Consider the following 12,537-nt stretch of genomic DNA (forward strand, 5'->3'; position numbering starts at 1 on the left):
CCGCGTCCGCGCCGTCAGCCCGCTCCACGACGTCGCCGGGCTCACCGACGAGGTGCGCGGCGCCGTCGCCGAGCGCCTCGGCACGCTCGCGCCGCTGCACCGGCCGCACCTGCGCGTGACCGTACGGCACCGGGAGGACTGACCTCATGGGCACTCGCGCGAACCGCCTCGGGCTGGCGCTCACCGGGCTGATCCTGCTCCTCGGGGGCCTCACGGCGGCCGTCCGCGGCGCCGCCTTCGTGCCGCACCATCTGGGGGCCGCCCACGTGCCGGTCATCGGCCGTTTCGTACGCGCCTTCGCCGACGCTCACCTCTGGTTCTGGATCGCGCTCGCGGCCCTCGCCGTCGCCATCGGCATTCTGGCGCTGAGCTGGCTCGGCGCGCAGGGCCGCAGGCCGGTCCTGCGGACCATCCGGCTGGAGCCCGACACCCGGTACGGCGCCACCACCCTGTCCGCTCGCGCGGTCGCCGACGCACTGGAGGACGACCTGAGCGCCGACCCGTACGTCCGGCGGGCCACCGCCGGCCTGACCGGCAGCCGGTCCCGTCCGCACCTGCTCCTCAACGTGACCGTCGACCCCGACGCCGACCCGGCCGCCGCGCGGTCGAGCATCCACGAGGCCGTCGAACGGGCCCGGCACGCGCTGGAGCACGACGACCAACCCGCCACCGTCCGCATCCGCGTCGGCCGCTGACCGGCGCGGGCAGGCGTCTTCCGGGCGGCCGGTCGGGTCAGGCCCTCGGCCAGGACGCGGCCGGTGCGTCGGCGGCCAGCGCGTGGCGGCTCAGGTAGTAGTCCAGAAGACGGCGGGTCTCGGCCAGGGCGCCGGCCCAGCCACGGAGCCGGGCGTCCCCCGTCGCGGTGAGGTGGTACATGCGCCGCCTCGGCCCCGTCTCCGAGGTCTCCCACTCCGAGCGGACCATGCCCTGTTCCTCAAGCGACCGGAGCTTGCGATAGAGGTTGCCGGAGTCGCCGTCCGCGATTCCGAACGCCTTCAGCCGTTCGAGCAGTTCGTATCCGTGGGCGGGACGCTCGCGCAGGAGCAGCAGCACGCAGCCCTGCAGGAAGTTGCGGGGCTCCGCGCCCGCCCGCGCGGCGAAGGCGTCGGCGGGCCCGCCCACGACCGTGGTGTCCGCCGGGCGCTGGGACGCGACCATCACGACTGCACCTCCGCCATCGGGTCGTCGCACGGGAAGCGACACGGTCCCTGACTCATACCCGGGCCGATCGTCGTCGCACCCGCGGCGACCTGCGAAGACTCCCCGCTAAGTGCATCTTTCACCTAGCCGGACGTCACTTACGGCACGCCGCCGCGGCTTGCTAGACCGGAGTAGCCAGGCGGGACGGTCATGGGGAGGACGGGGACGATGGAGGCGAATCCGGACGACGCCGCCGTCTTCGACCGTGCCCTCGCGGTGGCCGACGCCATCCTGTACGAGGGCTACCTGCTGTACCCGTACCGGCGTTCGTCGGCCAAGAACCGGTTTCGCTGGCAGTTCGGTGTTCTCACCCCACGGGCGTGGGCGCAGGCGCGGGGCACGGCCGACGCCGGTGTCGCCGGCTCGGCCGAAGGCTGGTGGCAGCGCACCGAGTGCCTGCTGGAGACCGGCCCCGACCCGGGCGAGGCCGTGGTGCGGTGCCGGCTGCGCTTCCTGCAACTGGTCGGCCGATCGATCGAGGAACGCCGGCCGGACGGCGGTCACCGCCCCGCCGACGACCTGGTCGCCGGCTCACGGCTCGCGGTGGGCTTCGACGCGGCACTGCCCCGTGACCTCGACCTGCGCGTCCGTGTCGCCGACGTCCTGGACCGCGAGGAGAGAATCGACCTGCGCGCCCCCGGCGGTGAGGACGTCGAGACCCTCGGCGACGATGACGGCCGCCCGGTGGGCCGCGCGCTGTCGCGCCGATGGCCCGTACAAGGGTCCGTGTTCGTCTCGGCGACACGGTGCGAGACGACCGCCCCGCTGTTCCGGCTGCGGATACGCGTCGAGAACACCGATGACACGACGCCTCCGGACGCGCCGCGGGAGGAGGCCCTGCGCCGCTCCCTGATCGCGACGCACTCGCTGCTCGCGGCCCGGGAGTCGTCCTTCGTCTCGCTGCTCGAACCGCCCGGCTGGGCGGAGGCCGAGGCACATGCCTGCGCGAACGTCCACACGTTTCCCGTGCTGGCGGGTGAGCCCGGCACACGCGACCTGCTGCTGTCCTCGCCGATCCTGCTGTACGACCACCCGCGGATCGCGCCGGAGAGCCCGGGCGACCTGCACGACGCCGCCGAGATCGACGAGATCCTCTCGCTGCGCACGCTGACGCTGACCGAGGAGGAGAAGCGGGAGGCGCGCGCCACCGACCCGCGCGGCGCGGCGATCGTCGACCGGGTCGACGCGATGCCGCCGGAGATCTTCTCCCGGCTGCACGGGGCCATCCGCTCGCTCGGCCCGGCGTCCGCGAACGAGGAGTCCTGATGGACGCGATCGCCGCGTTCCACGACCGCATCCGTGACCGGCTACGAGGGAGGGCCAGGACATGAGCACCGACGCCGGAACCCGAGACGTCGCCCGCGAGCCGACGAGCGAGCGGGAACGCGAGGGTTTCGACCACATCGACATCCTGTGGATCTCGGAGGGGATGAGCTGCGACGGCGACAGCGTCTCGATGACCGCCGCCCGGCAACCACCGATCGAGGACGTCGTCCTCGGCCTCATCCCCGGCCTGCCCCGGATCAGCCTGCACAACAAGGTGCTGTCACCGACCCAGGGCGGCGAGTCGTTCCTCGCGCCCTTCCGCGCCGCGGCGGCCGGGGAACTCGCGCCCTTCATCCTCGTCATCGAAGGGTCGATCCCCAACCAGAACATCATCACCGGGGGCGGCTACTGGACCTCCTTCGGCAACGACCTGGACACCGGCGAGCCGCTCACCATCAACTGGTGGATCGACCATCTCGCGCCCAAGGCCTGGGCGGTCGTCGCCGCGGGCACCTGCGCCACGTACGGCGGCATCCACGCGATGGCCGGCAACCCGACCGGATGCATGGGGCTCGCGGACTACCTCGGCTGGGACTTCGAGTCCGCCGCCGGGCTCCCGATCGTCAACGTCCCCGGATGCCCGATCCAGCCCGACAACTTCATGGAGACCCTCACCTGGATCCTGCAGCACGCCGCGGGTGGCGCGCCGCCGCCTCCCCTGGACGACATGCTGCGCCCGCAGTGGCTCTTCGGCAAGACCGTGCACGAGGGCTGCGACCGGGCCGGCTACTACGAGCAGGCCGACTTCGCCCAGGACTACAACTCTCCCAAGTGCCAGGTGAAGATCGGGTGCTGGGGGCCGGTGGTCAACTGCGACGTGCCCAAACGCGGCTGGATGGGCGGGATCGGCGGTTGCCCGAACGTGGGCGGCATCTGCATCGGCTGCACGATGCCCGGCTTCCCGGACAAGTTCATGCCCTTCATGGACGAACCGCCGGGGGGATCGCTGTCCTCCATGCTCGCCAAGCCGTACGGCGCGTTCATCCGCAGGTTGCGCGGCTTCACCAACCAGGCCCTGAACACCGAACCGAAATGGCATCACAACGAACCTGTGCTGACCAGCGGTTATGACCCGCGCTGGCGTCCGTGACGGACCGGCAGGCAACGAGGAGGAGCTCTAGAGATGGCCATGACCGAACGGTCGAAATCCGGCGCGGACACCGAACAGCTGGTCGAGATGACCTGGGATCCGATCACCCGCATCATCGGCAACCTCGGCATCTACACGAAGATCGACTTCAAGAACCGGCGTGTGGCCGAGTGTCACGCCACATCGTCGCTGTTCCGCGGCTACTCGGTCTTCATGAAGGGGAAGGACCCCCGCGACGCCGGCTTCATCACCAGCCGGATCTGCGGCATCTGCGGTGACAACCACACGACCTGCTCGGTCTACGCACAGAACATGGCGTACGGCGTCAAGACCCCGCCGCTCGGTGAGCACATCCTCAACCTGGGCGAGGCGGCGGAGTACATGTTCGACCACACGCTGTTCCAGGACAACCTCGTCTTCATCGACTTCTGCGAGGCGATGGTCAAGAAGACCAACCCGAGCGTGCTGAAGCGCGCGAGGCAGACCGAGGCGCCCAATGCCGAGATCCACGGGTACCGCACCATCGCCGACATCATGGAGGCCTACAACCCGTACGAAGGCGCGGTCTACAAGCAGGCGTTGCAGGTCAGCCGGACGACCCGCGAGATGTTCTGCAAGATGGAGGGCCGGCACGTCCACCCCTCGACCGTCTATCCCGGCGGCGTGGGGACCATGCCGGAACCGTCGCTCTTCACCGACTACCTGACCCGGCTGGTCTCGATCCTCGACTTCGTCAAACAGGCCGTCGCGATGAATGACGACGTCTTCGACTTCTTCTACGAGGCGCTGCCGGGCTATGAGGAGGTCGGACGCCGCCGCGTACTCCTCGGCTGCTGGGGAGCCTGGCAGAACCCCGACGTCGTCGACTACCGGTACGAGCACATGACCGACTGGGGGCGGGCGATGTACGTCACCCCCGGAGTCGTCGTGGACGGCAAGCTGGTCACCACCGACCTCGTCGACATCAACCTCGGCATCCGCATCCTGCTCGGCAGTTCCTACTACGAGGACTGGGTGAACGAGGAGCCGTTCGTCACCCGTGATCCGCTGGGGAACCCGGTCGACATCCGCCATCCCTGGAACCAGACGACGATCCCGCTGCCGCAGAAGCGCGACTTCGACGACAAGTACAGCTGGGTCATGAGCCCGCGCTGGCTGGACCGGCGCAGCGGCGATCTCCTCGCGCTCGACACCGGCGGCGGCCCGTTCGCCCGCCTGTACGTGACCGCGCTGGCCGGGCTGGTGGACACGCCGTACGTGAAGGCGACCGGCTCCGGCGTCCGCATCACCCTGCCGAAGAGCGAGAAGCTGCCCGAGACGACGCTGGAGTGGAAGATCCCGCAGTGGTCCAACGCCATCGAGCGGGACCGGGCCCGCGCCTACTTCATCGCCTACTCGGCGGCGATGTCGCTGCACTTCCTGGAGAAGGCCATGGGGCTCGTGCGGGCCGGCGACACCAAGGTCTTCGAGGACTTCACGGTGCCGGACGAGGGCATCGGCTGCGGGTTCCACGAGGCCGTACGCGGCGTGCTGTCCCATCACCTCGTCATCAGGGACAAGAAGATCGCGAACTACCACCCGTATCCGCCGACCCCGTGGAACGCCAGCCCCCGCGACGTCAACGGCGTGCCCGGGCCGTACGAGGACGCGGTACAGGACATGCCGATCTTCGAGGAGAACGGGCCGGAGGACTTCGTCGGCGTCGACATCATGCGCGCGGTGCGCAGTTTCGACCCCTGCCTGCCGTGCGGGGTGCACATGTACCTCGGCGGCGGCAACGTCCTGAAGAAGCTGCACTCGCCGACCTTCGGGGCGGCGCATGGCTGACCGCCCGCTCCCCGGCCTGCCGGACGAGGAAGTCGAAGAGCTCCTCGGCCGGCTCGAGACGCTGCTCGACCGCCTCGAACGGGCCACGGGGCCGGTGGCCGAACTCGCCGGGCAGGCGGTGGAGGGCCTCGCCCTGATGTACGGGACCGCGCTCGCGCGGGTCGTCGCGCTGGCCGACGACCGAGCGCCCGACCTGGTCTCGTCGCTGGTCCAGGACGAGCTCCTGCACCACCTGCTGGCCCTGCACGGCCTCCATCCGCAGCCGGCGCGCGAGCGTGTGCGCCGCGCCCTCGACGACATCAGGCCGGGGCTCCGTTCGCGGGGCGTCGACGTCGAACTGATCGAGGTGAAGGACGACGTCGCCCGGGTGCGCTGGTCCGCCGCCGGTTGCGGTTCCACGGCCGCGGCGATCGGACGGCTGATCAGGGACGCCGTCATCGGCGCGGCACCCGAGGTGCGTGTGGAGACCGTGACGGGCCCCGGGGGATCGCGGCCTCCCACGCTCATCCCGGTGGAGTCGCTGCTGCGCGGGCCCACGATCGTTCGCGGTGACCCGGGATGAGCGCCGACGCGCTGCCCCGCCTGATCCGCCGTACCGCCGCCGACCGGATCCGCCGGCGGCCCTGCGACCTCTGCGGCACCCCGCTGGCCGAGGACCACCGGCACCTGCTCGACGTACGCGACCAGCGGCCGCTGTGCGCCTGTTACGCCTGTTCCGTGCTGTTCCAGCGGGAGGAGGCCGGGGAGGGCCACTACCGGCTCGTGCCCGACCGCCGGGTTCCCGTGAGCGGCCTGTCACCGGCGCGCCTCGGCGTACCGGTCGGCCTGGCGTTCTTCGTCCGGCAGGCCGACGGCCAGGTCGTCGCCCACTACCCGAGTCCGGCCGGGGCGACCCGGTGGACCATCGAACCGGATTCCTGGGAGTCGGCCGCCCGCGACTGCCCCGCCCTGGCGGATCTGAGCGCCGACGTGGAGGCGCTGCTCGTCAACACGGCACGTGGGCGCTCCGAGGCGTGGCTTCTCCCCATCGAGGACTGCTACCGGCTGATCGCGGTCGTACGCCGGCACTGGACGGGGATGTTCGGTGGCGACCGGGTATGGCCCGAGGTAGAGCGGTTCTTCGAGGACCTGAGGAGGTGTCATGGGACAGATACGAACCGGTAAACCGCACACCAGGCCCGACTCTCCGGCCCATGTGAGGGGGATCCGCGAGGGTAACGCGAAGCGCGCTCACAGCCAGATCGGTCATCACGACGACGGCACCGCCGACGCGCGCCGATCCACCGGCATCAGGCCCAGGAGGCACAACGCGATTCTCAACGTCATGCCGAACCTGCCGCCGGGCTGACGCCGGGGCGCCTCGACCCTTTGGAGCATCCATGGTCAAGAAACTGCTGATCGGGGCGGCCGTCGCCGGCGTCATCGGCCTGGTAGTCCATGAGTATCCCGCGATCAGGCGCGAGATAAGGATCTGGCGGATGTGAGCCCGCCTCACGTGGGCGGACTCTGGGGAGGTGGTCGCGGCGGCATCGGCCGCCGCGACCATGTTCCGTATTGCGCTCAGCCCACGTGGAAGCCGGCGCCGACGCCGCCACGGGAGTTCAGGTCGTCGAGAATGCTCGTGAAGGGCGTGAAGTGCTGGAGGCCCCAGTCGCTGCCCACCAGGACGTTGCCGTTGTACACGGGCGAGCCGGAGTCTCCGCCCCAGGTCCAGATGAGGGTCGTGTAGTACTGCCCGTCCTTCACAAGAGTGGCGCCGCAGGTCACGCCCGTCCGGTGGCCCTGCTTGCACATCCGGGTGCCGAGCGCGGGGACGTCTCCGATCGACGTGATCTTCGCGGTGCCCGTGGAGCTGGTGACCGTGTCGGTGGCCTGGACCTTCGTCGGGTCCAGCTTGATGACCGCGTAGTCCAGGCCGTGGGGCCTACCGACCGTGAGCAGGTTGTTCGGGTCGCTGACGTAGGTTACGGTGCCGATCGGCCCGATCTTCAGCGAGTCCGCCGGGTCGGGGATCGCGGCCGGCGCGGCGGCCGTACCGGCGGGGGTGGTGTCGTAGTAGACCTTGTCCCCCACCAGCTTGTTCCCGTCGGAGTCGAGGAAGCAGTGGGCGTTGGTGAACCCCACCAGGTTCCCGGCGGCATCGTGCCCCACCGCCGTGAGCGTGCAGACCTCCTCGTTGTAGCCACCGCCGTCGACCTGCTTCAGCTGCTGGATGATCCCCGAGCCGGCGCCGATGGAGACCAGGTCGTCCGCGTGCGCCTGCGACGCGGGAAGGCAGAGACCGGCCGCGACGGTGGCGGCGACCGCGAGGGCCTTATGTTTGAGACGGGGCATTCGAACCCACTTCCGGGGAGCGATGAACAGGCAGGAAAGTCCCGCCGCGCTCGGCGGGCCCCGGAGGGGACCGTACGATTTCCGGTGTAACTCCTGATTAATTCCCGATGGAACCGCTGCTCAGGAAGCCCGTTCCGCTGTGGGAGAGGCGGAACCGGTGTCGACCCGGCGTGTCACGAGTTTGGCGACGAACCGGCCGAAAGCCGGAAGCTCCAGCGGCAGCAGTGACGTCGCCGGATGAACGCGGCGTCGCGCATTCCGCTCGATGGCCTTGACGATCGCCTTGGCCGCCGATTCGGGCGAGACCGGCGGCGGGGTGCGCATCGGCCCGTTCCGCCAGGGCAGCAGATCGAGGTCGCGGGCGGCGGTGTCGGTGGCGCCCGGCACGATCTCCAGCACCGAGACCCCGGTGCCCTCCAGTTCGTGCCGCAGCGTACGGGTCAGGTGTGCCAGCGCGACCTTGGAGGCCCCGTAGTAGCCCAGCAGGGGGACGGGCACGGTCTGGAGGCTGGAGGTGACGTTCACCACCAGCCCACCCCCGGCGCGCAGGGCCGGGAAGAGGTGGCGGGTCAGCGCGAGCGGAGACCACAGGTTCGTCTCGAACAGCGCCCGCGCCCGGTCGTCGTCGCCCACGGCGGACTGCGCGGCCACCATCCCGGCTCCGGCGTTGTTGATGAGGATCCGCACCGTGCCCAGCGCGGCGACCGCGTCGCGGGCCAGCGCGGCGGCGGCGCCGGGACGGGACAGGTCGGCCTCGATCACCCGCGGGCGGACCCCGCCCGCTCCTTCGATCTGGTCGGCGACCTCCTCCAGAGCCGCCCGGCGGCGAGCGGCGATCGCCAACCGTCCACCCCGCTCGGCCAGGGCGAATGCCACCGCCCGGCCGATCCCGCTGGACGCTCCGGTGAGCAGTATCGGCGTCTCCGACACCGGCGTGCGGCTCGCCCGACCACGTCCGCCGACCACGACGACCTCCGGAAATTGACTGATTATCAATCAGTTGGCAACGTAGTCCGGCCGACCCGATGGGTCAAGGAGGAGGAGACCGGCATGAACACCCCACGCTCCGGCGGCACCGAGGCGCCTCGCATCGACCGGCGTGCCCGGCTCATCGGGGCCGCCTCCGCGCTGTTCTCCGAACGCGCCTACGACGAGGTGACGACCACCGAGATCGCCGAACGCGCGGGCGTCGCGTACGGGCTCATCGCCCACCACTTCACCAACAAGCGTGGCCTCTACCTGGCCACCATCCACGCCGCCGCCGAAGACCTCCGGGCCCTCCAGGCGGTCCCGCCCGGCGGTGACGTGCCGGCCGACCGGCTGCGGAACGCCATCGACCGGCACATCGAATACATGGACCACCACGCCGCGGGGTTCCTCGCCGTCATGCGTGCCGGCAGTGGTTCCGACCCCGAGGTCCACGCCATCGTCGAGGACCTCCGCTGGCAGGGCGCCGCGCACATCCTCCGCGCCCTCGGCGTCGACGGCCCCGTCCATCCTCTGCTCCGCGCCGCCATGCGCGGCTGGGTCGGCTACCTCGACGAGCTCATCATCGACCACATCCACCACCACGACGTCGACCGGGCACACCTCGTCCGGCTCGCGGCCGACGCCCTGGTCGCGACGCTGCGCACGGCGTACTTCCTCACCCCCGGCATCGGCGTCGACCCGGCCGCCATCGACCTCCTCGCCGGGCCCGCATGACGATCAGCAGGACAGGTTGCCGCCGGCGCCGGTGCCGAGGATGCCGGCGAACCTCTTGTAGAGGTCGATGCGGTTCTGGCGCTGGCCGGGGTTCTTGCCGTTGCACTCCAGGTCGCCGTTGATGCTGCGGATCGTCTCGCCGAAGCCCTTGTTGCGCACCATCGCGTCGTGCGGGGTCATGGTGCCGGCGCCCTGGCGGGCGTTCCAGAACCACAGGCCGGTCTTCCAGGAGACGGCCGCGTCCCGCTCCACCCGGTACGGGTCGCGCAGCAGGTCGATGCGCAGGGCGTCACCGGCGGCCTTGTAGTTGTAGTTCCAGCTCAGCTGCAGCGGCCCGCGCCCGTAGTAGGCCCGGTCCCCCGCCGGGCAGCCGTAGGGCTGCCTTCGGTCGCAGTAGTGGCCGTAGTTCGCGGTGTTCTGCTCGACGACGTACCTCAGGCCGCCGGTCTCGTGACCGACGTTGGCGAGGAACGCCGCCGCCTCGCGCCTCCTGGTCGTCTCGCCACCGGTCCTGGCGAAGCCGGGGTAGGCGCCCAGCGCGTCGACCAGTCCCTGGTACGAGTAGAAGGGGTTGCGGCCGGGGAACATCTTGTCGAACTGGGCCCGGCTGACCACGAACCCGCCGGCGCGGGCACCGCCGGCCGTCGAGGCGGTCGCCGGTGCGCCGAGGGACAGCAGGCTCGCGACGGCGGCCGAGGCCACGGGGACCAGGACACCACGTACGGACATTTTCGTGCTCCTCGCGCGAGTATGGGCAGACCGCGAGAACGCGACCGGCCGGCGGCCGGGGCCGGACGCCTGGAGCGATCCTCTCCGTCACCGTCCGTAGATCACAGGAGACACACCGTGATCACGTCCGTCCGTCGAGGTGAACCGGGAGCCGCAAATGTTCGCCGATAAAACCGCCACCGCACCATGCCGGAATATCGGCACATTTCGCTTGTGACGGTCGGTGGCCCATGGAATGATGCCACCGGATCACATCGAGCAAGGCTGGTTCACATGACAGGCGAAACGCTGCTGCCGTCACACGTCGTCAATGCGGCGGCCCACGCGGCACTCGGGGATCTGGTGAAGGTCTTTCCGGTAACGGAGCGGGGACGACAGTTCCTGGTCGTCTATGTCTTCCAAGAGGGCAGCGTGTTCTTGCCGACCGACGAAAATCGGGCGGCGGCTTTCCGCTGGAGCGACATCACGATGTTCATCCAGTCGGTGACCAGAGTGACCAGCGGAAACGTACCCAAGTACGTGCGTTATCAATACCTTTTCGCGTGCGCCGACGGCAACCAATACCGCGCGGACGCCCGAGCGAACATCCTCGGCAACGAACGGTGCGGCCTTGAGGAGTTCGGCCGGATCGTCAATCCTCTGGTGACGGCCGTCCAGCTTCCGATGATGCGAGCCGCGCTGGGGCGAGGCGAGGCGGTCACCTTCGGCCCGCTCGCCATCGAGCGCGACGGCATCCGCAAAGATCGCAAGAAGCTGCTTCCCTGGGCCGAGTTCGAAGAGCTGAAGATCACGAGCGGGCAGGGCATTCTCATGCCCAATGGCGACGTCGTGGTGCGGCGCCGCGGCAAACGGCTCAACTGGTTCCGATGGGAAGCGAGCAAGATTCCCAATCTCGGCGCGCTGCTGACCCTGACCGCTGAGGTCAGCGGGCAGGCGACCGGATAAGACCGCGCTTCTTCCGGCCCGGCGGCCGTCGAATATTCAATTATTTTCGTATTGTTTGCACTTGCGGTCCCCACGACCTTATGAAGGGAGCGGGGAGGACGCCGTTGCCGCGGCGTCCATGGGCCGAGTGGGGATTCTCGGCCGGTCGGGGACCGCAGGGGGAATTCAGTGGTGGCTGCCACTTCGGAGTATGTCGAGGTCGATCCGGAGCGGATCGCGACGGCCGCGGCCGGCATCGACGACGCGGGGGCGCGGCTGTCGGCGGCTCTGCTCGAACTGATCGAGACGTTGAACCGGTCGGGAGCGCCATGGGGCGACGACGACCTCGGCCGTGCGTTCTTCGACGGAGCCCCGGACTCCATGGGGTTCCGTGCGGCACGAGACGAGTTGCTGGACGGGACGGCGCAGCTCGCGCTGGCGCTCAGGGGCCACGCCGTGAAGGCGGTACGGATGGCCCGGGCCTGGGCGGGGGCCGAGTCCGGGGACTACCCGTGGTTCCGGCTGCACGCCACCGGTGGGGACTCGGCCACGGACGCCCTGCGCCAGGTGGCGGGGCCGGAGACGGACACGATCGTGGGAAAGGACCCGCCCCCGGCCTGGTACCTGGAGATAGAGCCGCTCCTGGAGGAGCTGGTCGCCGGTTGCCGCAGGCCGGCCGGGGACGCGGCCGGGATGGAGTCGGTGGCGCAGGCGTTCGACCGCATGGCCGACGCGATCGACGAGGTGACCGGCGCGGCCGACCAGCACGCCCGCAGGATCTCCACGGACAACGCCGGGCGCGACATCGAGGCGTTCAACGAATCGTTCACGCGGCTTTCCCGGAACGGCGGCGGATATCTGACCGACGCCGCCGCGGCTCATCGCGGGCTCGCCGGCTACTGCCGGTACATGAAGGCCGAGGTGAACGCCGCCGAGACCCAGTTCGCCACGTCCATCGCGTACCTGTTCGCGCTCTGGGCGATCGTCCGGCTGCTGGCGGCCACGCCCGAGGGCCCGATCTATGTGGTCACGGCGCTGACCGAGACCAGGACCGTGGGGCTTCGGCTGCTGACGCTGCTCCGCGGCGCGGAGGCACGGGCGGCGGCCGCCGGGGTGAGCTACCTCGGCGGCCTGGACCTGGTGCGCCAGCTCACCCGGCTCGGCTACGGACTCCAGGACGGACTGGACCTGGCGGCCCTCGGAAAGGCGGCGGGCATGGGCGCCTTCGCCGGCGGGGCGTCCGGCGCGGTCTACCGGCTGCTGAGCCGCGCCGCGGCGAACGGCGGCACCCTCGCCGGCCTGCTGACCGACACGGTCCCGGGCCGCCTGGTCACCCACACCGGTGTGGGCGGCACCGTCAACCTCGCCACCGACGTCGCCGGAAACGCGATCGACCACGACGG

13 protein-coding genes are annotated in these 12,537 nt (G+C 70.2%); 9 read left to right on the plus strand and 4 right to left on the minus strand.

What is annotated here, in order from left to right; genetic code table 11:
• Nucleotides 1–146 precede the first annotated feature (146 nt).
• Nucleotides 147–695 carry an alkaline shock response membrane anchor protein AmaP gene (locus ACFFNX_RS27225; protein ID WP_378208206.1) on the plus strand — a complete coding sequence of 183 codons (549 nt, stop codon included), beginning with the start codon at nucleotides 147–149 and terminating at the stop codon, nucleotides 693–695.
• 37 nt (nucleotides 696–732) lie between these two features.
• Here ACFFNX_RS27225 and ACFFNX_RS27230 read toward each other — a convergent pair whose 3' ends face one another.
• A complete protein-coding gene (locus tag ACFFNX_RS27230) occupies nucleotides 733–1,158 on the minus strand; it encodes a helix-turn-helix transcriptional regulator (RefSeq protein WP_378208243.1) in 426 nt (141 codons plus the stop codon).
• Nucleotides 1,159–1,368: 210 nt separating this feature from the next.
• Between ACFFNX_RS27230 and ACFFNX_RS27235 the strand changes: the two genes are divergently transcribed.
• From ACFFNX_RS27235 to ACFFNX_RS27255, 5 genes are all read left to right on the plus strand, one after another.
• A complete protein-coding gene (locus tag ACFFNX_RS27235) occupies nucleotides 1,369–2,466 on the plus strand; it encodes a hypothetical protein (RefSeq protein WP_378208209.1) in 1,098 nt (365 codons plus the stop codon).
• A gap of 61 nt (nucleotides 2,467–2,527) precedes the next feature.
• The gene (locus ACFFNX_RS27240) at nucleotides 2,528–3,616 is read left to right on the plus strand and encodes an NADH-quinone oxidoreductase subunit B family protein (protein ID WP_378208212.1); all 1,089 of its coding nucleotides are present in this window, start codon (nucleotides 2,528–2,530) and stop codon (nucleotides 3,614–3,616) included.
• Between the two features lie 39 nt (nucleotides 3,617–3,655).
• Nucleotides 3,656–5,443, plus strand: a complete 1,788-nt coding sequence (locus ACFFNX_RS27245) for a nickel-dependent hydrogenase large subunit (protein ID WP_378208214.1) — start codon at nucleotides 3,656–3,658, stop codon at nucleotides 5,441–5,443.
• Nucleotides 5,436–6,005, plus strand: a complete 570-nt coding sequence (locus ACFFNX_RS27250; protein WP_378208217.1) for a NifU-related iron-sulfur-binding protein — start codon at nucleotides 5,436–5,438, stop codon at nucleotides 6,003–6,005. The genes ACFFNX_RS27245 and ACFFNX_RS27250 overlap by 8 nt, the downstream gene beginning before the upstream one ends.
• On the plus strand, nucleotides 6,002–6,607 hold the full coding sequence (locus ACFFNX_RS27255; RefSeq protein WP_378208220.1) for a DUF5947 family protein: 606 nt from the start codon (nucleotides 6,002–6,004) through the stop codon (nucleotides 6,605–6,607). The genes ACFFNX_RS27250 and ACFFNX_RS27255 overlap by 4 nt, the downstream gene beginning before the upstream one ends.
• Before the next feature lie 396 nt (nucleotides 6,608–7,003).
• Here the strand turns inward: ACFFNX_RS27255 and ACFFNX_RS27260 are convergent, their stop codons facing one another.
• Together ACFFNX_RS27260 and ACFFNX_RS27265 are read right to left on the minus strand one after the other, a co-directional pair.
• Complete coding sequence (locus ACFFNX_RS27260; protein WP_378208223.1) at nucleotides 7,004–7,777, minus strand: trypsin-like peptidase domain-containing protein; 774 nt, start codon at nucleotides 7,775–7,777, stop codon at nucleotides 7,004–7,006.
• 120 nt (nucleotides 7,778–7,897) lie between these two features.
• A complete protein-coding gene (locus ACFFNX_RS27265; RefSeq protein WP_378208225.1) occupies nucleotides 7,898–8,743 on the minus strand; it encodes an SDR family NAD(P)-dependent oxidoreductase in 846 nt (281 codons plus the stop codon).
• An 84-nt stretch (nucleotides 8,744–8,827) separates the two neighbouring features.
• Between ACFFNX_RS27265 and ACFFNX_RS27270 the strand changes: the two genes are divergently transcribed.
• Entirely contained in the window at nucleotides 8,828–9,481 is a 654-nt protein-coding gene (locus tag ACFFNX_RS27270) for a TetR/AcrR family transcriptional regulator (protein ID WP_378208228.1), read from the plus strand.
• 3 nt (nucleotides 9,482–9,484) lie between these two features.
• Here the strand turns inward: ACFFNX_RS27270 and ACFFNX_RS27275 are convergent, their stop codons facing one another.
• Entirely contained in the window at nucleotides 9,485–10,210 is a 726-nt protein-coding gene (locus ACFFNX_RS27275; RefSeq protein ID WP_378208231.1) for a chitinase, read from the minus strand.
• 273 nt (nucleotides 10,211–10,483) lie between these two features.
• On the opposite strand from ACFFNX_RS27275, the gene ACFFNX_RS27280 reads away from it, so the two are divergent.
• Entirely contained in the window at nucleotides 10,484–11,155 is a 672-nt protein-coding gene (locus tag ACFFNX_RS27280) for a DUF6585 family protein (protein ID WP_378208234.1), read from the plus strand.
• A gap of 171 nt (nucleotides 11,156–11,326) precedes the next feature.
• The coding region (locus ACFFNX_RS27285; protein ID WP_378208237.1) for a hypothetical protein at nucleotides 11,327–12,537 on the plus strand (1,211 nt) is incomplete at its 3' end.

The organism is Actinoallomurus acaciae, assembly GCF_042429965.1.
Taxonomy (GTDB): Bacteria; Actinomycetota; Actinomycetes; order Streptosporangiales; family Streptosporangiaceae; genus Actinoallomurus; species Actinoallomurus acaciae.

Coding starts and splice junctions, on each gene's coding strand:
- ACFFNX_RS27275 (WP_378208231.1), bottom strand. CDS start 10,210: ATGTCCGTACGTGGTGTCCTGGTCCCCGTGGCCTCGGCCGCCGTCGCG.
- ACFFNX_RS27280 (WP_378208234.1), top strand. CDS start 10,484: ATGACAGGCGAAACGCTGCTGCCGTCACACGTCGTCAATGCGGCGGCC.
- ACFFNX_RS27250 (WP_378208217.1), top strand. CDS start 5,436: ATGGCTGACCGCCCGCTCCCCGGCCTGCCGGACGAGGAAGTCGAAGAG.
- ACFFNX_RS27255 (WP_378208220.1), top strand. CDS start 6,002: ATGAGCGCCGACGCGCTGCCCCGCCTGATCCGCCGTACCGCCGCCGAC.
- ACFFNX_RS27260 (WP_378208223.1), bottom strand. CDS start 7,777: ATGCCCCGTCTCAAACATAAGGCCCTCGCGGTCGCCGCCACCGTCGCG.
- ACFFNX_RS27270 (WP_378208228.1), top strand. CDS start 8,828: ATGAACACCCCACGCTCCGGCGGCACCGAGGCGCCTCGCATCGACCGG.
- ACFFNX_RS27235 (WP_378208209.1), top strand. CDS start 1,369: ATGGAGGCGAATCCGGACGACGCCGCCGTCTTCGACCGTGCCCTCGCG.
- ACFFNX_RS27245 (WP_378208214.1), top strand. CDS start 3,656: ATGACCGAACGGTCGAAATCCGGCGCGGACACCGAACAGCTGGTCGAG.
- ACFFNX_RS27240 (WP_378208212.1), top strand. CDS start 2,528: ATGAGCACCGACGCCGGAACCCGAGACGTCGCCCGCGAGCCGACGAGC.
- ACFFNX_RS27225 (WP_378208206.1), top strand. CDS start 147: ATGGGCACTCGCGCGAACCGCCTCGGGCTGGCGCTCACCGGGCTGATC.
- ACFFNX_RS27230 (WP_378208243.1), bottom strand. CDS start 1,158: ATGGTCGCGTCCCAGCGCCCGGCGGACACCACGGTCGTGGGCGGGCCC.